Annotated in this window: 25 protein-coding genes; 17 read left to right on the top strand and 8 right to left on the bottom strand. The window is 70.2% G+C overall.

What is annotated here, in order from left to right; genetic code table 11:
* Window positions 1-2: 2 nt before the first annotated feature.
* Entirely contained in the window at window positions 3-239 is a 237-nt protein-coding gene (locus ACIPTO_RS10045) for an exodeoxyribonuclease VII small subunit (RefSeq protein ID WP_401190587.1), read from the top strand.
* Between the two features lie 157 nt (window positions 240-396).
* Complete coding sequence (locus ACIPTO_RS10040) at window positions 397-987, top strand: malonic semialdehyde reductase (protein ID WP_401190585.1); 591 nt, start codon at window positions 397-399, stop codon at window positions 985-987.
* A gap of 131 nt (window positions 988-1118) precedes the next feature.
* Here ACIPTO_RS10040 and ACIPTO_RS10035 read toward each other — a convergent pair whose 3' ends face one another.
* Complete coding sequence (locus ACIPTO_RS10035; protein ID WP_401190583.1) at window positions 1119-1640, bottom strand: DUF4245 domain-containing protein; 522 nt, start codon at window positions 1638-1640, stop codon at window positions 1119-1121.
* 126 nt (window positions 1641-1766) lie between these two features.
* On the opposite strand from ACIPTO_RS10035, the gene glpX reads away from it, so the two are divergent.
* Window positions 1767-2801: a class II fructose-bisphosphatase gene (gene glpX / locus ACIPTO_RS10030; RefSeq protein WP_366315921.1), complete on the top strand. Its 1035-nt coding sequence runs from the start codon at window positions 1767-1769 to the stop codon at window positions 2799-2801.
* An 85-nt stretch (window positions 2802-2886) separates the two neighbouring features.
* Here glpX and ACIPTO_RS10025 read toward each other — a convergent pair whose 3' ends face one another.
* Window positions 2887-3261, bottom strand: a complete 375-nt coding sequence (locus ACIPTO_RS10025) for a WhiB family transcriptional regulator (RefSeq protein ID WP_266772065.1) — start codon at window positions 3259-3261, stop codon at window positions 2887-2889.
* Between the two features lie 173 nt (window positions 3262-3434).
* The gene (locus ACIPTO_RS10020; protein WP_366315924.1) at window positions 3435-4154 is read right to left on the bottom strand and encodes a DUF1707 domain-containing protein; all 720 of its coding nucleotides are present in this window, start codon (window positions 4152-4154) and stop codon (window positions 3435-3437) included.
* Between the two features lie 191 nt (window positions 4155-4345).
* Between ACIPTO_RS10020 and ACIPTO_RS10015 the strand changes: the two genes are divergently transcribed.
* The 7 genes from ACIPTO_RS10015 (at window position 4346) to ACIPTO_RS09985 (ending at window position 13724) form a co-directional block, all read left to right on the top strand.
* On the top strand, window positions 4346-6016 hold the full coding sequence (locus ACIPTO_RS10015) for a fumarate hydratase (RefSeq protein WP_401190580.1): 1671 nt from the start codon (window positions 4346-4348) through the stop codon (window positions 6014-6016).
* Window positions 6017-6149: 133 nt separating this feature from the next.
* Window positions 6150-6518 (top strand): SH3 domain-containing protein, encoded by a 369-nt coding sequence (locus ACIPTO_RS10010; RefSeq protein ID WP_401190578.1) that lies wholly within the window; start codon window positions 6150-6152, stop codon window positions 6516-6518.
* A gap of 159 nt (window positions 6519-6677) precedes the next feature.
* Complete coding sequence (locus ACIPTO_RS10005; RefSeq protein ID WP_401190576.1) at window positions 6678-7517, top strand: DUF2690 domain-containing protein; 840 nt, start codon at window positions 6678-6680, stop codon at window positions 7515-7517.
* Between the two features lie 90 nt (window positions 7518-7607).
* Window positions 7608-9011 carry a class II fumarate hydratase gene (locus ACIPTO_RS10000; protein ID WP_401190574.1) on the top strand — a complete coding sequence of 468 codons (1404 nt, stop codon included), beginning with the start codon at window positions 7608-7610 and terminating at the stop codon, window positions 9009-9011.
* Window positions 9012-9083: 72 nt separating this feature from the next.
* Window positions 9084-9776, top strand: coding sequence for a DUF402 domain-containing protein (locus tag ACIPTO_RS09995; protein ID WP_401190572.1), 693 nt, complete (start codon window positions 9084-9086; stop codon window positions 9774-9776).
* Window positions 9777-10066: 290 nt separating this feature from the next.
* Window positions 10067-12169 carry a SpoIIE family protein phosphatase gene (locus tag ACIPTO_RS09990; RefSeq protein ID WP_366315936.1) on the top strand — a complete coding sequence of 701 codons (2103 nt, stop codon included), beginning with the start codon at window positions 10067-10069 and terminating at the stop codon, window positions 12167-12169.
* A 97-nt stretch (window positions 12170-12266) separates the two neighbouring features.
* Complete coding sequence (locus tag ACIPTO_RS09985; RefSeq protein WP_401190569.1) at window positions 12267-13724, top strand: catalase; 1458 nt, start codon at window positions 12267-12269, stop codon at window positions 13722-13724.
* Window positions 13725-13806: 82 nt separating this feature from the next.
* Here ACIPTO_RS09985 and ACIPTO_RS09980 read toward each other — a convergent pair whose 3' ends face one another.
* A complete protein-coding gene (locus ACIPTO_RS09980; protein WP_401190567.1) occupies window positions 13807-16116 on the bottom strand; it encodes a transglycosylase domain-containing protein in 2310 nt (769 codons plus the stop codon).
* A gap of 235 nt (window positions 16117-16351) precedes the next feature.
* On the opposite strand from ACIPTO_RS09980, the gene ACIPTO_RS09975 reads away from it, so the two are divergent.
* The 5 genes from ACIPTO_RS09975 (at window position 16352) to ACIPTO_RS09955 (ending at window position 21245) form a co-directional block, all read left to right on the top strand.
* Complete coding sequence (locus ACIPTO_RS09975) at window positions 16352-17278, top strand: SPFH domain-containing protein (RefSeq protein WP_366315941.1); 927 nt, start codon at window positions 16352-16354, stop codon at window positions 17276-17278.
* Window positions 17275-17532, top strand: a complete 258-nt coding sequence (locus ACIPTO_RS09970) for a hypothetical protein (protein WP_366315943.1) — start codon at window positions 17275-17277, stop codon at window positions 17530-17532. The genes ACIPTO_RS09975 and ACIPTO_RS09970 overlap by 4 nt, the downstream gene beginning before the upstream one ends.
* 169 nt (window positions 17533-17701) lie before the next feature.
* Window positions 17702-18226: a PadR family transcriptional regulator gene (locus ACIPTO_RS09965; RefSeq protein ID WP_366315944.1), complete on the top strand. Its 525-nt coding sequence runs from the start codon at window positions 17702-17704 to the stop codon at window positions 18224-18226.
* Window positions 18223-18915: an ABC transporter ATP-binding protein gene (locus ACIPTO_RS09960; RefSeq protein ID WP_266772048.1), complete on the top strand. Its 693-nt coding sequence runs from the start codon at window positions 18223-18225 to the stop codon at window positions 18913-18915. Before ACIPTO_RS09965 ends, ACIPTO_RS09960 begins: the two co-directional genes overlap by 4 nt.
* Window positions 18912-21245, top strand: coding sequence for an ABC transporter permease (locus ACIPTO_RS09955; protein ID WP_401190564.1), 2334 nt, complete (start codon window positions 18912-18914; stop codon window positions 21243-21245). Before ACIPTO_RS09960 ends, ACIPTO_RS09955 begins: the two co-directional genes overlap by 4 nt.
* A 36-nt stretch (window positions 21246-21281) precedes the next feature.
* Here the strand turns inward: ACIPTO_RS09955 and ACIPTO_RS09950 are convergent, their stop codons facing one another.
* From ACIPTO_RS09950 to ACIPTO_RS09935, 4 genes are all read right to left on the bottom strand, one after another.
* Complete coding sequence (locus ACIPTO_RS09950; RefSeq protein WP_317887102.1) at window positions 21282-21710, bottom strand: hypothetical protein; 429 nt, start codon at window positions 21708-21710, stop codon at window positions 21282-21284.
* A gap of 4 nt (window positions 21711-21714) precedes the next feature.
* Window positions 21715-22074, bottom strand: a complete 360-nt coding sequence (locus ACIPTO_RS09945) for a roadblock/LC7 domain-containing protein (protein WP_352180952.1) — start codon at window positions 22072-22074, stop codon at window positions 21715-21717.
* Between the two features lie 69 nt (window positions 22075-22143).
* Window positions 22144-23058 (bottom strand): MarR family transcriptional regulator, encoded by a 915-nt coding sequence (locus ACIPTO_RS09940; protein WP_401190561.1) that lies wholly within the window; start codon window positions 23056-23058, stop codon window positions 22144-22146.
* A 177-nt stretch (window positions 23059-23235) separates the two neighbouring features.
* Window positions 23236-24210 (bottom strand): LysR substrate-binding domain-containing protein, encoded by a 975-nt coding sequence (locus ACIPTO_RS09935; protein ID WP_401190559.1) that lies wholly within the window; start codon window positions 24208-24210, stop codon window positions 23236-23238.
* 135 nt (window positions 24211-24345) lie between these two features.
* Here ACIPTO_RS09935 and ACIPTO_RS09930 point away from each other — a divergent pair, with 135 nt between their 5' ends.
* A complete protein-coding gene (locus ACIPTO_RS09930; protein WP_366315952.1) occupies window positions 24346-24900 on the top strand; it encodes a peroxiredoxin in 555 nt (184 codons plus the stop codon).
* 6 nt (window positions 24901-24906) lie between these two features.
* Window positions 24907-25443: an alkyl hydroperoxide reductase gene (locus tag ACIPTO_RS09925; protein WP_401190557.1), complete on the top strand. Its 537-nt coding sequence runs from the start codon at window positions 24907-24909 to the stop codon at window positions 25441-25443.
* Window positions 25444-25461 lie beyond the last annotated feature (18 nt).

Genomic DNA, 25461 nt, shown 5'->3' with positions numbered 1-25461 from the left:
GAATGACCAGCAAGGTGACGGAAGAGACGCTCGGTTACGAGCAGGCGCGCGACGAGCTGATCGAGGTCGTCCGGCGGCTGGAGGCGGGCGGTACGACCCTGGAGGAGTCGCTCGGGCTCTGGGAGCGCGGCGAGGAGCTGGCCAAGGTGTGCCGCCGGTGGCTGGACGGCGCCCGCGCCCGTCTGGACGCGGCGCTGGCGGAGGAAGAGGCAGAGGCCGAGGAAGAGAGCGGCGAGTAGCCGCCTCGCGGGGCGACGACGGTGATCTGCTGTGAAGCGGATCACTACGCCCTGTTCTTTGTTGAAACTTGAACTTCCCTGCCGTACCGTCGGTGCCGTCAGCCTATCCGGACCGCGGTCCGGATACACCGGTTACCGGCCCCGAGGAAGTTCCCGCATGTCTCTCGTTCTTGACCCCGCCGCCCAGGACCTGCTGTTCCGCGAGGCCCGCACCGCGAACACGTTCACCGACGAGCCGGTGACGGACGAGCAGGTGCAGGCGATCTACGACCTGGTCAAGTACGGCCCGACCTCCATGAACCAGTCGCCGCTGCGCATCACCCTGGTCCGCTCCCCCGAGGCCCGCGAGCGCCTCGTGAAGCACCTCTCCGAGGGCAACCAGAAGAAGACCGCCGCCGCCCCGCTGGTCGCGATCCTCTCTGCGGACAACGAGTTCCACGAGGAACTGCCCACCCTGTTCCCGCACTTCCCGCAGGCCAAGGACGCCGTCTTCAGCGAGCGCTCGGTCCGCGAGGGCAACGCTGCGCTGAACGCCGCCCTCCAGGCCGCGTACTTCATCATCGGCATCCGCGCCGCCGGCCTCGCCGCCGGCCCGATGACCGGTCTCGACTTCGCGGGCGTCCAGAAGGAGTTCCTGGACGACGACCACACCCCGTTCGTCGTCATCAACATCGGCAAGCCGGGCGAGGACGCCTGGTTCCCGCGCTCCCCGCGACTGGCCTACGACGAGGTCGTCACGACCGTCTGAGACGCATGACACACCAAGGCCCCCGGCGCGCACAGCGCCGGGGGCCTTCGTCGTCACCGCCGGTCCACGTCGTCACCGCCGGTCCAATCCGTCGCGGCCGGGCGGTCCCGGACCGGGGCGTGCCGGTCGGGCTACTTCGTCCTCAACGCCTCGGCCATCTCGGTCAGCTGGTCGAAGGAGCCGGTGCCCGCGACGACCGTCGTCGAGCCCTTGTCCGCGAGCACGAGGGCGTCGTAGCGACCGCCGGTCCAGCGGGTCCAGGTGCGGCCGTCGATGTTCTGGGTGGTCTTCGTGGCGGAGGCACCCTGGCTGGCGGTGTCGATGAAGTCGGCCGGCTTCTGAGTCGACTGCTCTATCTGCACGTACTGACCGCCAGGGGCACTGAACCCGAGGTGCCAGGTGTCGAACGCGGCGCCGTCGTAGCTGACCGAGGTCGCCTTCCAGCTCTTGGCCAGGCCTTCCGGGGCCGCCACCGGGTACGGCGCCGCACGGCGTGCCGTGAGCAGCTCCACGCGGTAGTCGACCCGCTTGACGTCCGGAGCGTGGTCGCTGTGCGGGATGAAGATGTAGACGATCGCCGCCGCGATCCCGATCAGGCCCAGGGAGAGGATCATGTCCCGGACCGTCTTCTGCTTGCCGTTCGAACCTGCCACGTCCCTATCGTCGCAGGTGCCCTGGTCCGCTCATCCGTGGGCCCCCCTGCTCATTTTGTCTGCCTGGCGATAGAGTCGTGGCCATACCCTCATCCGGCCGTCGTCGTATCAGAAAGGTGCGCTCCGATGACCGAGCATCATCATCTGCCGTCCGAACTCGAGGTCCCCTCCGAGGCCCCCGACCGCAACCTCGCCCTGGAGCTCGTCCGGGTGACCGAAGCCGCCGCGATGGCCGCGGGCCGCTGGGTCGGGCGCGGTGACAAGAACGGCGCCGACGGTGCCGCCGTGCGTGCCATGCGGACCCTCGTCTCCACCGTCTCGATGAACGGCGTCGTCGTCATCGGGGAGGGCGAGAAGGACGAGGCGCCGATGCTCTTCAACGGCGAGCGCGTCGGTGACGGGACCGGGCCCGAGTGCGACATCGCCGTCGACCCGATCGACGGGACCACGCTCAACGCCAAGGGCATGCCGAACGCCATCGCGGTGCTGGCCGCCGCGGACCGGGGGTCGATGTTCGACCCGTCCGCCGTGTTCTACATGGACAAGCTCGTCGCCGGGCCGGAGGCGGCCGAGTTCGTCGACATCGAGGCGCCGATCTCGGTGAACGTGCGGCGGGTCGCCAAGGCGAAGCGGGTCACGCCGGAGGACGTCACGGTCGTCGTGCTCGACCGGCCCCGGCACGACGGGATCATCAAGGAGATCCGGGAGACCGGTGCGCGGATCAAGCTGATCTCCGACGGAGACGTCGCGGGGTCGATCCTGGCGCTGCGCGAAGGCACCGGCGTGGATCTGCTGCTCGGGGTCGGCGGTACGCCGGAGGGCATCATCTCGGCGTGTGCCGTGAAGTGTCTCGGGGGTGTGATCCAGGGCAAGTTGTGGCCCAAGGACGACGCCGAGCGGCAGCGGGCGCTGGACGCGGGGCACGACCTGGACCAGGTACTCACCACCGACGACCTGGTGTCGGGGGAGAACGTGTTCTTCGTCGCCACCGGGATCACGGACGGGGAGTTGCTGCGGGGCGTCCGCTACCGGGCGGAGACCGCGACCACCGACTCGATCGTGATGCGGTCGAAGTCCGGGACGGTCAGGCGGATCGACTCGGAGCACCGGCTGAGCAAGTTGCGGGCGTACAGCGCGATCGACTTCGACCGGGCCAAGTAACGCGCCCTGGGCCCCCTTCGCGGGTGGCCCGCCCGGCAATTGAAGAGGCGCCCCCGGTGCGGTGGGGGCGCCTCGTCCTTGTCGGTTAGCCCGCCGCTGCTATGCGGGCTGCCGCTCGGGATTTCTGGAGTTCCAGGTCGCGGCGGCGGCGCCTGGCCAGGACCACACGGCGCTCGGCGGCGGTGAGGCCGCCCCAGACGCCGTAGGGCTCGGGTTGCAGGAGGGCGTGCTCCCGGCACTCCACCATGACCGGACAGCGGGCGCAGACGCGCTTGGCGGCGTCCTCGCGGGAGAGCCGGGCGGCGGTGGGTTCCTTGGAGGGGGCGAAGAACAGGCCTGCCTCGTCGCGCCGGCACACCGCTTCGGTGTGCCAGGGAGCGTCTTGGTCCCTGTCTCGCGCAGGCACCCGCTGGGCCGGGACAGCAGCTACCTGCAGGGACGAATGCGGCGGTTGCAGCACGGTCTACTCCTGACGACGGCTTCGCGAGCGAGAGACGATGCAGCAAGGCCTACCCGCTGTGCGCGCGCCTATGCACTGAGTTCCCAACCGCTGGTTCGCAAGCGTTTCCGTGCGCCGCAAGGGCTCTCAGGGCTTGGACCGATCAGCTCCACATGTGTTCCGGTTCACGACCGTCAATGCTCCAGGTGTTTGCGCAAACGCTTGTCGACCTTGCGCTGAACCCGGTCGAGAATGTCCGCGACCAGCTTGCCGCGCTTCGGTTTGGCCTCGATGTTCCCGAGGACGGCCCAGCCGTCGACGTAGATCACGGGCGCGTCCGGCTCCAGGGAATCCAGCGTGTCCACCTCGAAGTTGCCGAGGACGCCGCCGCCGGTGCCGCGGAGCGACACGTTCTCCGGGACGCGGATCTCGACGTTGCCGAAGACGGAGACCGCCTTGATGACGACCTGCTGGTACTCGAAGATCGCCTCGCTGAGGTCGATCTCGACACTGCCGAACACGGCGTACGCGTGCATCCGGCGGCCCGCGCGCCAGCGGCCCTTGCGCATCGCGGCGCTGAACACCGCCACCACGTTCTCGTCGGCCTCGGGCGGGATCGCGCCCTCCGTCGGGCGGTTCGGGGCCGGGCTGTACGACGGGGTCCGCGGCCGGTGGCCGTGCGCGGCCGGGAGGTCCTGGATGAAGACCTCCAGCTCGCCGACCGTCTTGGCGCTCAGCACCCCCTCGACCCGCTCGGCGTGCTCGTCCGAGTCCAGCCGGCCCTCGGCCAGGGCCTCGCGGAGGATGTCGGCGATGCGGTCGCGGTCGGCGTCCGACGCGCGCAGTGCCGAGGCGGCGGGGGCGGGCTGCTGGGCGGCGGACTGCGGGGCCGCGGGCTGCTTCTGAAGGTCCACGGCAGCAGCGTACCGAAACGCGATAGATCGCGACTAGGGGTGTGGACAACGTTGGCGTGGCGCGGCCCCGGAGAGAGGCCCTGGACTACTGAGCCTTACCTCACAAGCGGGCTGTCAGCGGCAGGTTCTACGCTGGTGAGCGCCCGCCAGTGTCGGCGGGCGGCCGTCTGTCGAGTGAGGAATGGGCTGCGATGCCTGAGTTCGCGTACACCGATCTGCTCCCCATGGGAGAGGACACCACCCCGTACCGGCTGGTGACCTCCGAGGGTGTCTCCACCTTCGAGGCCGACGGGCGGACGTTCCTCAAGGTCGAGCCGGAGGCGCTGCGGAAGCTCGCCGCCGAGGCCATCCACGACATCCAGCACTACCTGCGCCCCGCCCACCTCGCCCAGCTGCGCCGGATCGTCGACGACCCCGAGGCGTCGAACAACGACAAGTTCGTGGCGCTGGACCTCCTGAAGAACGCGAACATCGCGGCGGCCGGCGTGCTCCCCATGTGCCAGGACACCGGTACGGCGATCGTCATGGGCAAGCGCGGGCAGCACGTCCTCACGGAGGGCGGCGACGAGGCGGCCCTGTCGCGCGGCATCTACGACGCCTACCTGAACCTCAACCTGCGGTACTCGCAGATGGCCCCCCTCACCATGTGGGACGAGAAGAACACCGGGTCGAACCTGCCGGCCCAGATCGAGCTGTACGCGACCGACGGCGGCGCCTACAAGTTCCTGTTCATGGCCAAGGGCGGCGGCTCGGCGAACAAGTCGTTCCTCTACCAGGAGACCAAGGCGGTCCTCAACGAGGGCTCCATGATGAAGTTCCTGGAGGAGAAGATCCGTTCGCTCGGCACGGCCGCGTGCCCTCCGTACCACCTGGCGATCGTGGTCGGCGGCACGAGCGCCGAGTACGCGCTGAAGACCGCGAAGTACGCCTCCGCGCACTACCTGGACGAGATCCCGGCCGAGGGCTCCGAGCTGGGCTACGGCTTCCGGGACAAGGAGCTGGAGCAGAAGGTCTTCGAGCTGACCCAGCGGATCGGGATCGGGGCGCAGTTCGGCGGCAAGTACTTCTGCCACGACGTGCGCGTCGTACGGCTGCCCCGGCACGGCGCGTCCTGCCCGGTCGCCATCGCCGTGTCCTGCTCGGCCGACCGGCAGGCCGTCGCGAAGATCACCGCCGAGGGCGTGTTCCTGGAGCAGCTGGAGACGGACCCGGCGCGGTTCCTGCCGGAGACGACCGACGAGCATCTCGACTCCGCCGAGGAGGACGTCGTGCGGATCGACCTCAACCAGCCGATGGACGACATCCTCGCCGAGCTGACCAAGTACCCCGTCAAGACCCGGCTCTCGCTCTCCGGGCCGCTCGTCGTGGCGCGTGACATCGCGCACGCCAAGATCAAGGAGCGGCTGGACGCGGGCGAGGAGATGCCGCAGTACCTGAAGGACCACCCCGTGTACTACGCGGGCCCCGCCAAGACGCCCGAGGGGTACGCGTCGGGGTCCTTCGGGCCCACGACCGCCGGGCGCATGGACTCGTACGTCGAGCAGTTCCAGGCGGCGGGCGGGTCCAAGGTGATGCTGGCCAAGGGGAACCGGAGCAAACAGGTCACGTCCGCGTGCGACGCGCACGGCGGGTTCTATCTCGGGTCGATCGGCGGGCCCGCGGCACGCCTCGCCCAGGACTGCATCAAGAAGGTCGAGGTCGTCGAGTACGAGGAGCTCGGGATGGAGGCGGTCTGGAAGATCGAGGTCGAGGACTTCCCGGCGTTCGTCGTCGTCGACGACAAGGGCAACGACTTCTTCCAGAACCCGGCACCGGAGCCCACGTTCACGCACATTCCGGTACGGGGCCCGGGTCTGGGCTAGCCCGCAGCCCGTCCCGGTTCGGCCCAGTTCGTCCCAGGGACGTCCGGGACGGCATTTTCGGGCGCTTTGCCGGAAAAGCTCCGGTCGACTGGATCACACCCCGTGGTCCACGGTCGACTCGGAGGAACCCCCCATGTTCGGACGCCTTCTGCGCAACGGGCTCGTGGCCGCGGTCGCGGCTGTCGCCGTCTTCCCCGTGACAGCCGTCGCCGCCACCGCCGCCCCGGCCGCCCCCGCCGCGCACCACGTCACCCACCACGCGGCGCGGCACGCGGTGGGGCAGGTCACCACCCGGCACTACAAGCGGCTGAACATCCGTTCCGGCCCGGGCACCGGCTACCGCGTGGTCGGTTCCCGGCCGGTCGGCCGGATGCTGCCGATCGTCTGCAAGACGTACGGATCGAACGTCTACGGCAACCACCGCTGGTACAAGCTCCCGCACCACGAGGGCTACGTCTCCGCCCACTACGTCCGCAACCGCACCGCCGTCCGCTGGTGCTGACCCCCGCCTGACCCGCGGCGCCCCCGACGGGACGGTCCCGTACGTCCCGTCGGGGGACGCCAGGTCAACACCCCTTCATATTCCGGCGATCCGGGTGTGGCCCGGCACCGCCCCCGGGAACGGATCACGGCGGTCACCCCGGTACGGCGAGGGAGCAGGATGGAAAGCCATGTGACGGTCGAGCGGCAGCCGCCGCCCGGCCCGTACGACGACGCAGGGCGGCTCCTGACGGAACGGCTCCGTCTCCTGAAGCGGCGGACCGGGCTGAGCCTGGCCGCGCTCGCCTCCGTCACCCCGTTCAGCAAGTCCACGTGGCACCGCTATCTCAACGGCGACCACCTCCCGCCCCGGTCCGCGGTCGAGGCCCTCGCCCGGCTCGCGCACACCGACCCCGGCGCGCTGCTCTCCCTGTGGGACGCGGCGACCCAGGAACAGGCGAGGCCCACGCCTCCCCCGCCGCAGCCGCCTGCCGTGCCCTCTGTGCCCCCTGTGCCCTCCGTGTCGTCCGTGACGTCCGTGACGTCCGTGCCGTCCCGCCGGCTCCGGCTGCGGCCCCCGGTCCGCGCGCTCGTCGCCCTCGCCGCGATGGCCACCACGGTCGCCGTCACCGCCGGGGCCGCCGACGTCCTCGACCGCGACAGCGGGGCCGCGCAGCGCACGGTGGCCTCCTGCCGGGGCGGCGGCTGCCAGGGGGCGCTGCCGTCCGCGCAGACCTGCGCCCGGGACGCCCGCACGGAGCGGTCCGCCGCCCGGGCCGCCCAGGTCGTGCTGCTGCGGTACTCGCCGTCCTGCGCGACCGTCTGGTCCGAGGTGCGCACCCGGCTCGCGGGGGCGCGGGAGATCTCCATCAGGGCGGGCCAGGACGAGCTGTCCGCCGAGTACCCCGGTCACCGTGCGGACGGCTACAGCAGCCCGATGCTGGCCGCGGCGGACCCGCGCGCGGCCCAGGCGTGCGCCGAGGTGGGCGGCAGGCCGGTGTGCACCGGGCCCGGCCGCTGAGGCGCTCGCCCGGAACACTCCGTCCGCGCCCGCCGCGCCGGGAACACGGGACGGGTCCGCGATGCTGTCCCTCACAGGAGGTGATCGGCGATGGCCGACGGTCAGACAGCGGGTCCGTTCCGCATCGAGCACGATTCGATGGGGGAGGTGCGGGTCCCGGTCGACGCGAAGTGGCGGGCGCAGACCCAGCGGGCGGTGGAGAACTTCCCGATCTCGGGGCAGCGCATCGAGCGCGCCCACATCGAGGCGCTGGCCCGGATCAAGGGCGCCGCCGCGAAGGTGAACGCCGAACTGGGCGTGCTCGACAAGGACATCGCGGAGGCGATCCAGGAAGCGGCCCGTGAGGTGGCCGGCGGGACGTGGGACGAGCACTTCCCGATCGACGTGTTCCAGACGGGGTCGGGCACCTCGTCCAACATGAACACCAACGAGGTGATCGCCACCCTCGCGACCGAGCGGCTCGGGCGCGACGTGCACCCGAACGACCACGTCAACGCCTCGCAGTCGTCCAACGACGTCTTCCCGTCGTCCATCCACATCGCGGCCACCGGCGCCGTCATCCACGATCTGATCCCCGCCCTGGAGCACCTCGCGGGCGCGCTGTCGCGCAAGTCCGTCGAGTTCGCCGATGTCGTGAAGTCCGGGCGGACCCATCTGATGGACGCCACACCGGTCACGCTGGGCCAGGAGTTCGGCGGGTACGCCGCTCAGGTCCGGTACGGCGTCGAGCGGTTGGAGGCCTCACTGCCCCGGCTCGCCGAACTGCCCCTGGGCGGTACCGCGGTGGGCACCGGGATCAACACCCCGCCCGGGTTCTCGGCCGCCGTGATCGCCGAGGTCGCGCTGGTCACCGGGCTGCCGCTGACCGAGGCGCGGGACCACTTCGAGGCACAGGGCGCGCGGGACGGGATCGTCGAGACCAGCGGGCAGCTGCGGACCATCGCCGTGGGACTGACGAAGATCGCGAACGATCTGCGGTGGATGGCGTCCGGGCCGCGCACCGGGCTGTCGGAGATCTCGCTGCCCGATCTCCAGCCGGGGTCCTCGATCATGCCCGGCAAGGTCAACCCGGTCATCCCGGAGGCCGTGCTGATGGTCGCCGCGCAGGTCGTGGGCAATGACGCGACCGTCGCCACCGCCGGGGCCGCGGGCAACTTCGAGCTGAACGTCATGCTGCCGGTGATCGCCAAGAACGTCCTGGAATCCGTCCGCCTGCTGGCGAACGTCTCCCGGCTGCTCGCCGACCGGACCGTGGACGGGATCGTCGCGCACCGGGAGCGGGCCCGGGAGTACGCCGAGTCGTCGCCGTCCGTGGTGACCCCGCTCAACAAGTACATCGGGTACGAGGAGGCCGCCAAGGTGGCCAAGAAGGCACTCGCCGAGCGGAAGACGATCCGTCAGGTCGTGGTCGAGAACGGCTATGTGGAGCGCGGCGACCTGACCGAGGCGCAGCTCGACGAGGCTCTCGATGTCCTGCGGATGACGCGTCCGTAACCAATGACCGCCCCGGCACGAACCGTGACGCGGACCGCAGCGTCGTATGCCCGGGGCACCTAATATCTGTTCATGGCAGACGGTGGAGCGGTGCGAGCGGTGGAAGCGGGTACGTCTACGGCCTTCTGGGCGCCCGGGGACCAGATCCTGTGGCGGTACCGGGAGAACGCGGGGCCGCGCTTCCACATCGCCCGTCCCGTCACCGTCGTCCGTGACGACGAGGAGGTGCTCGCCGTCTGGATGGCGCCCGGCACCGAGTGTGTGCGGCCGGTGCTGGCGGACGGCACGTCGGTGCACGGGGAGCCGCTGGAGACCCGGTACACGAAGCCGCGCACGGTCCGGCGCGACCACTGGTTCGGCACGGGTGTGCTGAAGCTGGCGCGGCCCGGTGAGCCCTGGTCGGTGTGGCTTTTCTGGGACCCTGGATGGCAGTTCAAGAACTGGTACGTGAACCTTGAGGAACCGCAGCTCCGTTGGGACGGCGGGGTCGACTCGGTGGATCACTTCCTGGACATCTCCGTCCACCCGGACCGCAGTTGGCGCTGGCTCGACGAGGACGAGTTCGCGCAGGCCCAGCGGGACGGTCTGATGGATCCCCAACTGGCCGAACGCGTAAGGAAAGCGGGCTGGTCGGCGGTGGACGTGATCCGTTCGTGGGGGTCTCCGTTCGGGGACGGCTGGCAACACTGGCGCCCGAATCCGTCCTGGGCTGTACCTTCACTTCCGGAGGACTGGGACCGCTCCCCCGCTCACTTGTCCACATGAGACCCTTGATGCGCCCCCGGTCGACAACCGTAGGATCGTCCTCCGCAAGGACACAGCGACAACTCCCCGGGCAGGCACCGGGACTGACCAGACGTCACCGAGGGGCGGCAGGACGTGAGCGAGGGGTATCAGGACACCACCGGTCCGGGCCGCCGGTCCGCCGGTGGCACAGGAACAGCCTCTGACCACGCGGGAATTCCGTTCCTGGGGCACGTATTCCGGGTATCGGCATTTCGGCGGGACGATCCGCACGCGCGGCGTGCGGGCCCGGACGGACGGATTCGACACGCGTGACGGAGCACCCCATCTCGTTCGAGCGCCCCGGCGGCGCCGACCCCGCAGACCCCCGCGGGGCGCTCCTGCACACCTCGACGCCGTCCAGGCCGTCCGGTGGCGCCGGTTTACCGGCACAGGCACGCACCGGTGAGCCGCCTTCGGCACCGGGTACGAGCACGTCCCGCGCCAAGCGGAAGGACCCGGCAGGTACCCCTGTGAAGCCCGAGCCCGATACCGCCGCAGCCGGTTCCGAGCACTCCCAGCCCTCGGCGGCCGAACCCGACGCCCATCGCCCCCGTCCGTCGCCGGACGGCATCCCGGCCCAGCCGGGCGGTGGCGGGCTCACCGACGCCTCCGGCAAGGAGCGCCGTACGGGACAGGGGCCGCCGCCCGGTGGTCCCATGCCGATGCGGCGGGACGGGGACCGGCTGCGCTTCGTGGGCGCCGCGACCCGGCGGATCGCCCGCGGCATCGACCTCGACGAGATCGTCATGGGGCTGTGCCGGGCGACCGTGCCGACGTTCTCGGACGCGATCCTGGTCTATCTGCGCGACCCGCTCCCGGTGGGCGACGAGCGGCCGACGGGTCCCGTCGTGCTGCGCCTGCGCCGCACGGACCGGATCCCGGAGGAGCGGGACACGGAGAACGGCTTCATGCCCGCGATACAGCCGGAGCAGCCCTCCGAACTGTCCGCGGTCACGGCCGAGTTGTGCGAGGTACGGCCCGGCGGCGCACTGAACGAGGTGCTGCGGGGCGTCCGTCCCGTCTTCGCCGACTCGCCCGCCGCCCGCGCGGCCCTGCCCGAACTGCTCGGCGAGGGCGGTGAGTTGATCGTTCCGGCAGGTCAGCGGGCGATCCTCGCGCCGCTGCGCGGCCGGCGCCGGGTGATCGGTGCCGCGCTCTTCCTGCGCCGACCCGAGCGCATGGCGTTCGAGGCCGACGACCTCCTGGTCGCCGCCCAACTCGCCACGCACAGCGCCCTGGGCATCGACAAGGCGGTCCTCTACGGCCGTGAGGCGTACATCGCCGACGAGCTGCAGCGCACCATGCTCCCGGAGAACCTGCCGCGCCCCACCGGCGTCCGGCTGGCGTCCCGGTATCTGCCCGCCGCCGAGACGGCACGCGTCGGCGGCGACTGGTACGACGCGATCCCGCTGCCCGGCAGCCGGGTGGCGCTGGTCGTCGGTGACGTCATGGGCCACTCCATGACCTCGGCCGCGATCATGGGCCAACTCCGTACCACCGCGCAGACGTTGGCCGGTCTCGACCTGCCTCCGCAGGAGGTCCTGCACCACCTCGACGAACAGGCCCAGCGGCTGGGCACCGACCGCATGGCGACCTGCCTCTACGCGGTCTACGACCCGGTCTCGCACCGCATCACCATCGCCAACGCGGGCCATCCGCCGCCCGTGCTGCTGCATCTGGGCGGCCGGGCCGAGGTGCTGCGGGTGCCGCCGGGCGCCCCGATCGGTGTCGGCGGGGTCGACTTCGAGGCCGTGGAGCTGGACGCCCCGGCGGGTGCGACGCTGCTCCTCTACACGGACGGGCTGGTCGAGTCGCGGCTGCGGGACGTGTGGACCGGCATAGAGCAGCTGCGCGAGAAGCTCGCCGCGGTCGCGCAGCTCACCGGACCCGACCACCCGCCGCCCCTGGAGGCCCTGTGCGACGAGGTGCTCGACATGCTCGGCCCGGGCGACCGGGACGACGACATCGCGCTGCTCGCCGCCCGCTTCGACGGGATCGCGCCCAGTGACGTGGCGTACTGGTTCCTCGACCCGGAGGACTCGGCGCCCGGCCAGGCCCGCCGGCTGGCCCGGCGCGCGCTGGCCCGCTGGGGCATGGAGGACATGAGCGACTCCGTGGAGCTGCTGGTCAGCGAGGTGGTGACGAACGCGGTGCGGTACGCGTCCCGGCCGGTCACGCTGCGGCTGCTGCGGACGGACGTGCTGCGCTGCGAGGTCGGCGACGACGTGCCGCAGCTGCCGCGGCTGCGGCAGGCGCGGGCGACGGACGAGGGCGGACGCGGGCTGTACCTGGTCAACAGGCTGGCCCGCCGCTGGGGAGCCACGCGGCTGAGCACCGGGAAGGTGGTCTGGTTCGAACTGAACCGGAATTAGAACGCGTCCAAAAGTTGCCGACATTCCAGCGTCGGAGTTGACTGCTGGGGTACGCGAAGCGAAAGCGACCTACTTTCTTCCGAACAGGAGGACGCTCGTGACGCAGTCACCCCAGCACACTCCGTACACCACGAACAACGTCGGCATCCCGGTGGAGAGCGACGAGCACTCGCTCACCGTCGGTCCCGACGGCCCGATCCTGCTCCAGGACCACTACCTCATCGAGAAGATGGCCCAGTTCAACCGGGAACGGGTCCCCGAGCGGGTGGTGCACGCCAAGGGCTCCGGTGCGTACGGCTTCTTCGAAGTGACCAATGACGTCAGCCAGTTCACCCGGGCCGACCTCTTCCAGCCGGGCAGGCGCACCGAGATGCTGGCGCGGTTCTCGACCGTCGCCGGTGAGCAGGGCTCGCCCGACACCTGGCGCGACCCGCGCGGCTTCGCGCTGAAGTTCTACACAGAGCACGGCAATTACGACATGGTGGGCAACAACACCCCGGTCTTCTTCGTCCGTGACACGATCAAGTTCCAGGACTTCATCCGCTCGCAGAAGCGGCACCCGGTGACCGGGCTGCGCAGCAACGACATGCAGTGGGACTTCTGGACCCTCTCCCCCGAGTCGGCACACCAGGTGACCTGGCTGATGGGCGACCGGGGCATCCCGAAGACGTACCGCCACATGAACGGCTACAGCTCCCACACCTACATGTGGATCAACGGCGCCGGTGAGCGGTTCTGGGTGAAGTACCACTTCAAGACCGACCAGGGCATCGAGTACCTCACGCAGGACGAGGCCGACGAGCTGGCCGGTGCCGACGGCGACAAGCACCGCCGCGACCTGTACGAGTCGATCGAGGCCGGGAACGCGCCGAGCTGGTCCCTGAAGGTCCAGATCATGCCGTTCGAGGACGCGGCGGACTACCGCTTCAACCCCTTCGACCTGACGAAGGTCTGGCCGCACGGGGACTATCCGCTGATCGACGTCGGCCGGATGACCCTGAACCGCAACCCCGAGGACTACTTCGTCCACATCGAGCAGGCCTCCTTCGAGCCCTCGAACCTGGTCCCGGGCATCGGCCCGTCGCCGGACAAGATGCTGCTGGGCCGGCTCTTCTCGTACCCGGACGCCCACCGGTACCGGATCGGCCCCAACTACACCCAGCTGCCGCCGAACCGCCCGCACGCGACGGTCAACTCGTACGCCAAGGACGGCCCGATGCGCTACGAACCGTCGCGCACCGCCCGCCCGTACGCCCCGAACTCCTACGGCGGCCCCGCGGCCGACTACGGGCGGTTCGGCGAGCCGGCGAGCTGGCGGACCACCGGTGAACTGGTCCGCGAGGCGACGAGGCCGCACCGCGAGGACGACGACTGGGGCCAGGCGGGCACGATGGTCCGGGAGGTCCTGGACGACGCGGCCCGCGACCGCCTCGTCGCCAACGTCACCGGCCATCTGAAGGCCGACGTCTCCCGCTCGGTCCTCGACCGCGCCCTGCAGTACTGGCACAGCATCGACAAGGAGGTCGGCGACCGGATCGCCGCGAACTTCGCCTAGCGGAAGGCGAGTTCACCCGGAAGAACGCGAGAGGGCGCCCGGCGAAGTGCCGGGCGCCCTCTCGCGTCGTACGGGACGGTCCCTACTGGCCGAGTCCGTCGAACGGTTCGTCCGTGCCGTCGCCACCGCCCGGTGTCGTCGGCGGACTCGTCGTCGGCGTCGGGCTGGACGTGGGGGTCGGGGTCGGCGTGGGAGTCGGCGTCGGGGACTCCGTCGTCGGGGTCGGGGACGGCGACTTGGTGGTCGGCGTCTCGGACGGCGTCGCCGACGGGGTCGGGGTCGGCGTCGGGGTGTAGGACGGCTCGACGGCCGCGCCCTGGTCGGTGTCCAGATCGAACTTGTTGTTCGCCTTGGTCACCCCGAACATGTACGTCGCCCAGATCTCCGCCGGATAGCCACCACCGTTGATCCGGCCGCCGCTGGTGGCGATCAGCCCGGTCGCGCCGGTCAGCGGCACCTGCGCATGGCTCTTGGCGTCCTCGCCGAACAGGCCCACCGAGGTGACCAGGTCGGGCGTGTAGCCGGTGAACCAGGCCGACTTGTTGTTGTCGGAGGTACCCGTCTTGCCCGCGACCTGCTGGCCGTCGCGCCGGGGGTTGTTCTGCACCGACTTCTTCGCCGTACCGTCGTCGACCACCCCGGTCAGCACCGAGGTCACCGTGTCGGCGGCCTCGGCCGGGATGACCTGGGACCCGATCGGGTTGGGCAGGGTGACCGTGCGGGTGTTGTGCGCGACCGACTTGATGATCGCCGGGGTGACCTTCTTGCCGTGGTTGTCGAAGGTGGCGTAGACCCCGGCCATCTCCATCGGGCTCGCGCCCATGGTGCCGAGGGTCTGGGCCGGCACGGCCTTCAGGTCGCCGGTGTCCATGCCCAGCTCGCCCGCGGTCTTCATGACCTTGTCCATGCCGACGTCGACACCGAGCTGCGCGAACACCGAGTTGATCGACTGGTTCATCGCCGTCTGGACGGTGACCTTGCCGTAGTCGGCGTCGTCCTCGTTCTGCGGGGCGAACGCGATGTCGCTGCCCACGACCGGGCGCCTGCTGGTGCCGTCGTAGACCGAGTTCGTGGTGATCGTCTTACCGGACTGCGTCTTGGCCTGGTCGGCCAGGGCCGCGGCCAGGATCACCGGCTTGAACGTCGACGCGGGCTGGTAGTCGGTGCGGGTCGCGTTGTTGACGTAGTGCTCGGTGTAGCCCGCGCCGCCGTACATCGCCACGACCGCGCCCGTCTTCGGGTTCACGGAGACCGCGCCGGGCTGGACGTTGCCGTCGACCTTGCGCTTCTTGGCGTCGAGCTTGCTGGTCAGCTGGGACTTGACCGACTTCTCCAGCTGGGCCTGCTTCTTCTTGTCGATGTTGAGCGTGATCGTCCAGCCGCCCGCGCTGACCAGGTTCTCGGCGTCCTTGGTGCTGGCGGCCTGGCCCGAGGCGATGAGCTGCTTCTCCAGGGCCTCGTTGGCGGCGGTGACCATGTAGCCGGTCTGGCCCGCCATGCCGGCCTCGGCCTTGGGTGCCTTCGGGACCGGGAACTTCATGGCCTCGCGCTTGGCCGTCGTCAGCCAGTCCTGGTCGACCATGTTGTCCAGCACGTAGTTCCAGCGCGCCTGCACCAGCTTGCGGCCGGTGTCGGTCGCCGCCTGCCAGTCGTACTGGCTCGGCGCCTGGAGGAGCGCGGCGAGATAGGCGCCCTGCGGAACGGTGAGGTCCTTGGCGTCGACCCGGTAGTAGGCCTGTGCCGCGGCCTGGATGCCGTAGGCGCCGCGACCGTAGTAGCTGGTGTTGATGTACCCGGCGAGGATGTAGTCCTTGGACTTCTCGCGGTCCAGCTTCAGCGAGATGACCATTTCCTTCAGCTTGCGCGTGACGGTCTGGTCCTGCGTCAGGTAGTAGTTCTTGACGTACTGCTGGGTGATCGTCGAGCCGCCCTGCGCGCCCTTGCCGGACAGCGTGTTGAGCAGGCCGCGGGCGGTGCCCTTGAGGTCGACGCCGGCGTCGCTGTAGAACGTCTTGTTCTCGGCGGCGACGAAGGTCTCCTGGACGGCCTTGGGGACCTGCGAGAGGTCGACGTTCTCGCGGTTCACATCGCCCTTGCGGGTCAGGATCGAGCCGTCGCTGTACTTGTAGACGTTGCTCTGCAGCTTCGCGTCGGCGTTGCCCTCGGGGATGCTGATCATCATGTAGAGCACGATGAACGCGCCGATGCCGAGCAGGCAGACGCCGAGGAACGCGCCGAGGATCTTCTTCCAGGTGAAGAGCCTGCGTATGAAGCTCTTGCCGCCCTTGCCGCCTCCGGCACCCTCGGCTCCCGCCCCGGACGAGCGGCGGGTCTTGGGCGCAGCGCGGTGGCCACCGCGTTGGCGCGCTCGTCTCTCTTCCGCTCGTCCCATGAGTCCGTTCCGCTCCGCTTCGCTCTCTTGTGGTCCGATGTCACACAGGTTCGCCCGTGAAGTCAGCTCAGAAAGCTAACACCAGGAGTTGTGACAAAGGGCTGTCGATCCGGCCCATTACGGACGTGACAATCAGCACCCGTCCTTATGGAACCGACGTGCGAGAGGGGTTGAGGGTTGCCGCAGTCGGGTAAAGTGATATCACTTTGATTCAACCGAGCTACGGGGGAACACCATGACCACCGACCAGACAGCGGACGTCCCCGAGATGCCCGCACCGCGTGTGCGCGAGTTCGCCGCGCACAGCATCGGCGGCGCGCTCGCGCTCGTCCTCGGCCTCGTCGGACTGCTCGTCGCCGCCGGACTGCTGGCCGGAGCGGGCGCGGTCGACGAGGACGGCGTCAAGGCCGCGCTGATCATCGGCGGCGTCCTCGTGCTGATCGCCGCGTTCATCGCGATGCGCGGGCTGAACACGGTGGCGCCGGGCGAGGCACGGGTCGTGCAGCTCTTCGGGCGGTACCGGGGGACGATCCGGCAGGACGGACTGCGCTGGGTGAACCCGTTCACCTCGCGCACGAAGATCTCGACCCGGGTCCGCAACCACGAGACCGCGGTCCTCAAGGTCAACGACGCCTACGGCAACCCGATCGAGCTGGCAGCGGTCGTCGTGTGGAAGGTCCGCGACACCGCGCAGGCCACGTTCGAGGTCGACGACTACACCGAGTTCGTCGCCACCCAGACCGAGACGGCCGTCCGCCACATCGCCATCGAGTATCCCTACGACGCCCACGACGAGGGCGGTCTCTCGCTGCGCGGGAACGCGGAGGAGATCACCGAGAAGCTGGCCGTCGAGCTGAGCGCACGGGTCGAGGCGGCCGGGGTGCAGATCATCGAGTCCCGCTTCACGCACCTCGCGTACGCGCCCGAGATCGCCTCGGCGATGCTTCAGCGGCAGCAGGCGGGGGCGGTCGTCGCGGCGCGGCGGCAGATCGTGGACGGGGCGGTGGGCATGGTCGAGGCGGCGCTGGCGCGGATCACCGAGCAGGACATCGTGGAGCTGGACGAGGAGCGCAAGGCGGCGATGGTGTCCAACCTGCTGGTGGTGCTCTGCGGGGACCGGGCGCCGCAGCCGGTGCTGAACACGGGCACCCTGTACCAGTGACGGTTCCCTCCGGGGGCGCGGCCCCCCAACGCCGGCCGCAGCAGCGCAAGCAGGTGCTGCTGCGGCTGGACCCCGCGGTGTACGAGGCCATTGCCCGCTGGGCCGGTGACGAGCTGCGGTCCGCCAACGCGCAGATCGAGTTCCTGCTGCGGCGGGCCCTGGCGGAGGCGGGGCGGCTTCCCGGCGAGGCCGGGCCGCTGCCCCGTCGCGGCCGTCCTCCCGGGGGCTCCGTCCCCGGCCCCCCTTCGTCCTGAAAGGCCTCGTCCTCGCACGCCGGACGGGCCGGCCCACGCCCGCCGGCATGTGGCAGAACCGTGACAATCGGCCCCCACCCGCGCTCCACCTGCGCCTCCGCACCCCCCGCCATGATCTACACACGGTGCGTATACACACCGCGTATACCCCGTGTGTAGAGTGCTCGGCATGTCCATCGGTCACACCCTCCTGGGACTCCTGGAGTCCGGCCCGCGTCACGGTTACGACCTGAAGCGCGCCTTCGACGAGAAGTTCGGTCACGACCGGCCGCTGCACTACGGCCAGGTCTACTCGACGATGTCCCGACTGCTGAAGAACGGCCTCGTCGAGGTCGACGGCATCGAGGCGGGCGGCGGGCCCGAGCGCAAGCGGTACGCGATCACCGACGCCGGGATCACCGACGTCCAGCAGTGGCTCGCGACGCCGGAGAAGCCCGAGCCGTATCTGCAGTCGGCCCTCTACACCAAGGTCGTCCTCGCGCTGCTGACCCACCGCAACGCGGCGGAGATCCTCGACGTGCAGCGCTCCGAGCATCTGCGCAGCATGCGGATCCTCACCGACCGCAAGCGCACGGGCGATCTCGCGGACCAGCTGATCTGCGACCACGCCCTCTTCCATCTGGAGGCCGACCTGCGGTGGCTGGAACTCACCGCCGCGCGCCTCGACAAGCTCGCCGAGGTGGTGGCCAAGTGACGACACATCCCGCCGGTTCCCTGCTCGCGGCCCATGAGCTGCGCAAGGCCTACGGCCCGACGACCGCGCTCGACGGCGCCGAGTTCTCCATCCATCCCGGCGAGGTCGTCGCCGTGATGGGGCCCTCCGGGTCCGGGAAGTCGACGCTGCTGCACTGCCTCGCCGGGATCGTGCCACCCGACTCGGGCTCGATCACCTACAACGGGCAGGAGATGGCGACCATGAGCGACGCACAGCGCAGCGCGCTGCGCCGCTCGGAGTTCGGGTTCGTCTTCCAGTTCGGCCAGTTGGTGCCCGAACTGACCTGCGTCGAGAACGTGGCGCTGCCGCTGCGGCTGAACGGCACCCACCGCAAGGAGGCCGAGCGGACCGCGCTCGGCTGGATGGAGCGGCTGGAGGTCGACGACCTCGCCAAGAAGCGGCCCGGTGAGGTCTCCGGCGGCCAGGGGCAGCGCGTCGCCGTGGCCCGCTCGCTGGTCACCGGACCGCGGGTGCTGTTCGCCGACGAGCCGACCGGCGCGCTCGACTCGCTCAACGGCGAGCGGGTGATGGAGCTGCTGACCGAGGCGGCCCGGTCGACCAACGCGGCCGTCGTGCTGGTCACGCACGAGGCACGGGTGGCCGCCTACTCGGACCGCGAGATCGTCGTACGGGACGGCAAGTCCAGGGACATGGAGCGCATCGTATGAACACCCGGCAATGGGCGGCCGACCTGGCCATGGGCATACGGTTCGCCTTCGGCGGCGGGCGCGAGGGCTGGGTACGGGCCATCCTGACGGCCGTCGGCGTCGGGCTCGGGGTGGCGCTGCTGCTGCTCACCACGGCCGTGCCGAACGCGCTGGCCAACCGCGACGAACGCGGCAGCGCCCGGCAGGACTTCACCTACGGCGGGAAACTGCTGCCGAAGGCGGACGACACCGTCGTCGTCGCCGACCGGGACACCTCCTTCCACGACAAGGACGTCCGCGGCCGGCTGCTGCAGCCGGAGGGGTCCAAGGCGCCGCTGCCGCCGGGCGTCAAGGCGTTCCCGGCGCCCGGCGAGATGGTGGTCTCCCCCGCCCTGGACAAGCTCCTCACGTCCGACTCCGGGAAGCTGCTGCGCGAGCGGCTGCCGTACCGGGTCACCGGCACGATCGCGCACACCGGGCTCATCGGACCCGCCGAACTCGCCTACTACGCGGGCGGGACGGGCCTTGAGCAGCACCTGGCCGGCGGCAAGGTCGAGCGCATCGACTACTTCGGGCCCTCCGCCCACACCCAGCCGGACAAGCTGGACCCGATCCTGCTCCTGCTGATCGTGATGGTCTTCGTCGTCCTGCTGCTGCCGGTCGCCGTGTTCATCGCCGCGGCGGTGCGCTTCGGCGGCGAGCGCCGGGACCGGCGGCTCGCGGCGCTGCGGCTGGTCGGGGCGGACGGGCGGATGGCGCGCCGGATCGCGGGCGGCGAGGCGCTCGCGGGGGCGCTCCTCGGGCTCGTCTTCGGCACCGGGTTCTTCCTCGCGGGGCGGCAGTTGGCGACCCTCGTGGACGTGCGGGACATCAGCGTGTTCTCCAGCGATCTCGATCCGTCGCCCGCGCTCGCCCTGCTGGTGGCCGTCGCCGTACCGGCCGCGGCCGTCCTGGTGACGCTGCTGGCGCTGCGCGGGGTCGTCATCGAACCGCTCGGTGTGGTGCGCAAGGCGAAGCCGCCGCGCCGCCGGCTGTGGTGGCGGCTGCTGATGCCGCTGGTCGGCCTGGGGATGCTCTATCCGATGACCGGCAAGGGCAACACGAACGGCGACTTCAACCAGTGGCTGGTGATCGGCGGCACGGTGCTGCTGCTGGTCGGCGTCACCGCGCTGCTGCCCTGGGTCGTCGAGGCCACCGTGGTCCGGCTGAACTCCGGCTCGGTCTCCTGGCAGCTCGCCGTCCGCAGGCTCCAGTTGAGCAGTGGTACGGCCGCCAGGATGGTCAACGGCATCGCGGTCGCGGTGGCCGGGGCGATCGCCCTGCAGATGCTGTTCGCCGGCGTCCAGGGCGACTACACCAAGCAGACCGCCAACGATCTCACCCGGGCCCAGATGGAGGCCTCCGTCTCCGGCACGACCCCGCTGGACGAGGTCGGCCGCCGGCTCAAGGACACCAAGGGCGTGCGCGAAGCGTGGGCGATCTCGATCACCTCGGTCGGCAACCGGGCGCGGAACCCGGACGACGAGCTGGAGGTGACCGTCGGCAGCTGCGCCGAACTGCGCGAGGTGGCCGCCCTGACGAGCTGCCGCGACGGCGACGTCTTCCGGATCGAGGGCGGCGAGTACGACGACCAGACGCGACGCGTGGCCAAGGCGGGCAACACGGTCTACCTCGACCCGATGTACGACACCCTGCCGACCGCACCGACCGCGTGGAAGGTACCGGCCGGGATCAAGCAGGCGGCCCACCGCAAGGACCCGACCGGGTACGCGCGCGACGGCCTGCTGTTCACCTCGGGAGCACTGCCCGCGCGGGCGGCGAAGGGGCTGACCCAGAAGGCGTACGTCTCGCTGGATCCGTCGGTGCCGGACGCGACCGAGTACGTACGGAACACCGTGGCGCGGATGGACCCGCTGGCGGACGCGTACTCGCTGGTGGGCAGTGAGCAGTCCCGGCAGTTCCGCTCGATCCGTACCGGGCTGTTCGTCGGCGCCTCCTGTGTGCTGCTGCTCATCGGGGCGAGTCTGCTGGTGTCGCAGCTGGAGCAGTTGCGTGAGCGCAAGAAGCTGCTGTCGGCGCTGGTCGCCTTCGGCACCCGGCGGCGCACGCTGAGCCTGTCGGTGCTGTGGCAGACGGCGATCCCGGTCGCCCTGGGCCTGGTCCTGGCCACGGCGGTGGGGCTGACGCTGGGCGCGGTGCTGCTGAAGATGAGCGCTACGAAGATCCGCATCGACTGGTCGAGCGTGCTGGCGATGTCCGGCATCGGCGCGGGGGTCGTCCTGGCGGTGACCCTGCTGAGCCTGCCGCCGCTGCTGCGGATGATGCGGCCGGACGGGCTGCGCACGGAGTAGGAGCAGTCCCGTCCGCAGTCCGTCCGCCCGCCCTCGTCAGAGTCCGTACTCCCGCACCACGCGCCGGACCTGGGCGAAGAGCATGCCCACGTTCACCGACTTGCGGCAGACCACCACGGCGACGACGTCCTGTTGCTCGGTCATCCGCACGAACAGATGGGTGAGGTTCTCGCTGTTGACGAGGATCTCCTGGAAGAAGTGGTGGTCACTGGTGATCCCGCGACGCTCCTTGAAGACGTCCTCGATCATCACGACCGTCCGCCCCTGGAACAGGTCGAGGGTCGCACCCGCCAGCAGGTCGAGGACCTCTGGCGGGTGGTTGTCGATGGTCTCGTACGACAGCAGCATGCCGGTGGCCATGTCGACCACGCCCGAGGCCACACAGTCGGGGGCATCGGTCCTGAGGGTTTTGACCAGGCCCATCACCTGGTCGGAGAATCCTGGGGTCATACGTTTCGTCGCCATCCCTTCACACTCCTTCTGACGCCTTCTCGGCGAGGATCGACTCGATGCGGTCGAGCGTCGGCCGGGCCGCGAGATGCAGCCGGTCCACGTCCATCCCCTCGTCGCCGAGCACCACCATCAGCGCGGTGTCGCCGACGGCGTAGGTCACGGCGCAGCCGTGACTGCCGTACGTCACGGTCTGGCGCAGCGTGCCGCGGTCGGTGGCCTCGGCGGTGCGCCGGGCCAGACCCAGACCGGCCGCCGCCAGCGCGGCGAGGGCCTCCGGGTCGATCGAGGCGGCGGTGTCGGCCGCGATGAGCAGTCCGTCGGCCGCCGTGAGCGCGGTGTCGGTGATACCGGTCACCTTTTCCCGCAGTTCGCGCATTTCCAAAGCCAGGGCTTTGTGATCCACTTACTCAACTCCCCTGAAACTGATCGCGTTTGTCCATCGGGGTCATCTGGCGGTTCCGTTCCGCAGCCGGAAGAACCCTTTCCAACCCGCCCCGTTCTTCTCGGGGACGAGAGTTTCGGTGATTCCGCTGGCGCCCGGATTGCGGCGGGGCAGCTCGGCGGGCGCGGTGAACCGCGCGGGCGGGGGCGCCGGTTGCTCACGGCGGCGCACGGCGAACGCGTCGGGCTCGTCGGGCAGCAGCACCGGGATCGGCACGGGGGTGTCCGCGCACTCCAGCAGTCCCTCGGCGAGCATCCGCGCGACCTCGGCGGTGACCGGGTAGACCCCGCGCCCGGCACGGAACGCGAGATCGCGGGCGGTCCTGCGCCCGTCGGCATGGGCGAGCAACTCCCGTTGCAGCAGCCCGAGTCCGGCCTCGTCGAGCAGCCGCGCGGGAGGCCTCGGGCGCTCCCGGTCGGGGCGTACGGGATACGGCAGCGCGGCGAGCGCGGCAAGCTTGCGGGCCGCGTCCTGGAGCAGCCGGACCGGCGGCTCGCCGAGCGTGACCGGGGCGAACGGCCTGATGTCCGGGGCGCGTTGGCAGTCGTCGATGTCTCCGGAGGCGACCGCGAAGGCCGCGTCGTGCAGGGCCAGCACGCACACGATCCGCAACTGGGCGGCGCCCGCGTACCCGTGGGCGATCAGCCCCTCCAGCGGCCAGCGCGACCCGCCCGACTCCCGTACCAGGTCGGCCCATTGGTCCCCGCTGATCCGACCGGAGCGCAGCAGCAGCGCTTCCGGGCCGGGAGCGCCCGGACTCTCCACGGCGATGACGAGGCCACCGCGCAGATGGAAGGTGCCGCCGGGTCTCCCGGACACCCGCAGTCCCCCGGTGAACTCCTCGCGTCCGCAGTCCGCGAGAGCCCGCGCGAGCAGGTCGTGACCGACCCGGCCGAGGGAATCCCGAATGCCCGACATCACTCCCCTAGGCTTTTCGTACACGCAACTGACGTGTAGCGCTGAGGGGTGAAGGTTTATCAGTCCGGGCGCATATTCAGGACGGGTTCTTCCTACCTGCCTGCGGGTGACGGAAGTTGAGAATTCCCGCCGTTCGACTTCCTTCGTACGACGCTCATTTGACCGATCGGAGGCGGGTCAGTTGTCGGCCGGTACGGGCCGGTCGGCGCCCAGCACCCGGACCGGCAGCGGCCGTAGCGCCTCACGGAGGGCGGCGGCCAGCTCCTGGTACTCGGCGCGGCGGGCCGCGCCGGTGCGCATCGCGAGGGCGATCCGGCGGGTCGGGGCGGGCTCTTGGAAGTAGCCGGTGAGGAGCCGGTCGCTGCGGGTGGTCTCGACGCGGACGGCGGTGCGCGGCAGCAGGGTGACGCCGAGTCCGCCGGCGACCAGCTGCACCAGCGTGGACAGCCCGGCCGCGGTCGTGGTCACCGGGGCGTCCGCCCGCCCGGCCTCCCGGCAGATGTCGAGCGCCTGGTCGCGCAGGCAGTGCCCTTCGTCGAGCAGCAGCAGGTTCAGCTCGCGCAGCGCGTCGCGCGGGATGCCGGACCGGCCGCCGAGGGGGTGACCGAGCGGGGTGACGAGCACGAAGTCCTCGTCGAACAGCGGGAGTTCGACCACCCCGGGCACTCCGAGCGGCACGGCGAGCAGCAGCAGGTCGAGCCGTCCGGTGGTCAGCCCCTCCAGCAGGTTCGCGGTCTGCTCCTCGTGCACCTGGAGGTCGAGGTCCGGGTACCGGTCGTGCGCCAGCCGCAGCACGGTCGGCAGCAGATAGGGCGCGACGGTCGGGATGACCCCGAGCCGCAGCGCCCCGGTGAACGGTGCCCGCACCGCCTCCGCCTCCTCAAGGAGCGCCACGACCTCGTCCAGCACCGCCTTCGCCCGGACGGCGAGCCGCTCCCCGGCGGGCGACAGCAGCACCTTGCGGGTGGTGCGCTCCAGGAGGGTGACCCCGAGGGTCTCCTCCAGCGCGGCGACGGCACCGGAGAGGGCGGGCTGGCTCATGCCGATCGCGGCGGCGGCGTCCCGGAAGTGGAGGTGCTCGGCGACCGCGGAGAAGGCGCGCAGCTGCGCGAGGCTGGGCTGGCGCCTCTTACTCGTATTACTAACGGTCACTGATAACCGCCTCCGATCAACACGACCCAGTGTAGCTATTTCCACAATCAATGCACGTTGTGCCAGGATCAGGGCCGACCAACCCACGAGAAGCGCCCTTTTCGTCCGGGTGTTTCTCCGTTGCAAGGAGTGCGTGTGCTCACTGTCGGTGACAAGTTCCCGTCGTTCGATCTGACCGCCTGTGTCTCGCTGGAGAAGGGCAAGGAGTTCCGGCAGATCGACCACAAGACCTACGAGGGCCAGTGGAAGATCGTCTTCGCGTGGCCCAAGGACTTCACCTTCGTGTGCCCCACCGAGATCGCCGCCTTCGGGAAGCTGAACGACGAGTTCGCCGACCGTGACGCCCAGGTGCTCGGCTTCTCCGGCGACTCCGAGTTCGTCCACCACGCCTGGCGCAAGGACCACGACGACCTGCGCGACCTGCCGTTCCCGATGCTCGCCGACTCCAAGCACGAGCTGATGCGCGACCTCGGCATCGAGGGCGAGGACGGCTTCGCCAAGCGCGCGGTGTTCATCGTGGACCAGAACAACGAGATCCAGTTCTCCATGGTGACCGCGGGCTCCGTCGGCCGTAACCCGAAGGAGGTCCTCCGGGTCCTCGACGCGCTCCAGACGGACGAGCTCTGCCCGTGCAACTGGACCAAGGGCGACGACACCCTGGACGCGGGCGCGCTGCTCGCCGGGGAGTGACCTGAGATGTCATTGGACACCCTGAAGTCCGCCATACCGGACTACGCCAAGGACCTGAAGCTCAACCTCGGTTCGGTCATCGGCAACTCCGACCTGCCGGCCCAGCAGCTGTGGGGCACGGTCCTGGCCACGGCGATCGCCTCGCGCTCTCCGCTGGTACTGCGGGAGTTGGCGCCCGAGGCGAAGGCCAACCTGTCGCCCGAGGCGTACGGCGCGGCCAGGTCCGCCGCCGCGATCATGGCGATGAACAACGTCTTCTACCGGACGCGCCATCTCCTGTCCGACCACGAGTACGGCAGCCTGCGCGCGGGCCTGCGCATGAACGTCATCGGCAACCCCGGGGTCGACAAGGTCGACTTCGAGCTGTGGTCGTTCGCCGTGTCCGCGATCAACGGGTGCGGGATGTGCCTCGACTCGCACGAACAGGTGCTGCGCAAGGCGGGTGTCGAGCGCGAGGTGATCCAGGAGGCGTTCAAGATCGCGGCGGTCGTGGAGGCGGTCGGGGTGACGCTGGAGGCGGAGGCGGTCCTGGCCAGTGAGTGACGTCGGCTGACCCTCGTG

The organism is Streptomyces sp. NPDC090083 (genome assembly GCF_044747445.1).
Classification (GTDB): domain Bacteria; phylum Actinomycetota; class Actinomycetes; order Streptomycetales; family Streptomycetaceae; genus Streptomyces.
The sequence above is the reverse complement of the archived record's forward strand: the minus strand, read 5'-3'. Positions and strand labels throughout refer to the sequence as shown.

Coding starts and splice junctions, on each gene's coding strand:
- ACIPTO_RS09950 (WP_317887102.1), bottom strand. CDS start 21,710: ATGGCGACGAAACGTATGACCCCAGGATTCTCCGACCAGGTGATGGGC.
- ACIPTO_RS09995 (WP_401190572.1), top strand. CDS start 9,084: ATGGCAGACGGTGGAGCGGTGCGAGCGGTGGAAGCGGGTACGTCTACG.
- ACIPTO_RS09965 (WP_366315944.1), top strand. CDS start 17,702: ATGTCCATCGGTCACACCCTCCTGGGACTCCTGGAGTCCGGCCCGCGT.
- ACIPTO_RS10010 (WP_401190578.1), top strand. CDS start 6,150: ATGTTCGGACGCCTTCTGCGCAACGGGCTCGTGGCCGCGGTCGCGGCT.
- ACIPTO_RS10000 (WP_401190574.1), top strand. CDS start 7,608: ATGGCCGACGGTCAGACAGCGGGTCCGTTCCGCATCGAGCACGATTCG.
- ACIPTO_RS09940 (WP_401190561.1), bottom strand. CDS start 23,058: ATGTCGGGCATTCGGGATTCCCTCGGCCGGGTCGGTCACGACCTGCTC.
- ACIPTO_RS09945 (WP_352180952.1), bottom strand. CDS start 22,074: ATGCGCGAACTGCGGGAAAAGGTGACCGGTATCACCGACACCGCGCTC.
- ACIPTO_RS09975 (WP_366315941.1), top strand. CDS start 16,352: ATGACCACCGACCAGACAGCGGACGTCCCCGAGATGCCCGCACCGCGT.
- ACIPTO_RS10005 (WP_401190576.1), top strand. CDS start 6,678: ATGGAAAGCCATGTGACGGTCGAGCGGCAGCCGCCGCCCGGCCCGTAC.
- ACIPTO_RS10045 (WP_401190587.1), top strand. CDS start 3: ATGACCAGCAAGGTGACGGAAGAGACGCTCGGTTACGAGCAGGCGCGC.
- ACIPTO_RS10040 (WP_401190585.1), top strand. CDS start 397: ATGTCTCTCGTTCTTGACCCCGCCGCCCAGGACCTGCTGTTCCGCGAG.
- ACIPTO_RS10015 (WP_401190580.1), top strand. CDS start 4,346: ATGCCTGAGTTCGCGTACACCGATCTGCTCCCCATGGGAGAGGACACC.
- ACIPTO_RS09980 (WP_401190567.1), bottom strand. CDS start 16,116: ATGGGACGAGCGGAAGAGAGACGAGCGCGCCAACGCGGTGGCCACCGC.
- glpX (WP_366315921.1), top strand. CDS start 1,767: ATGACCGAGCATCATCATCTGCCGTCCGAACTCGAGGTCCCCTCCGAG.
- ACIPTO_RS09925 (WP_401190557.1), top strand. CDS start 24,907: ATGTCATTGGACACCCTGAAGTCCGCCATACCGGACTACGCCAAGGAC.
- ACIPTO_RS09955 (WP_401190564.1), top strand. CDS start 18,912: ATGAACACCCGGCAATGGGCGGCCGACCTGGCCATGGGCATACGGTTC.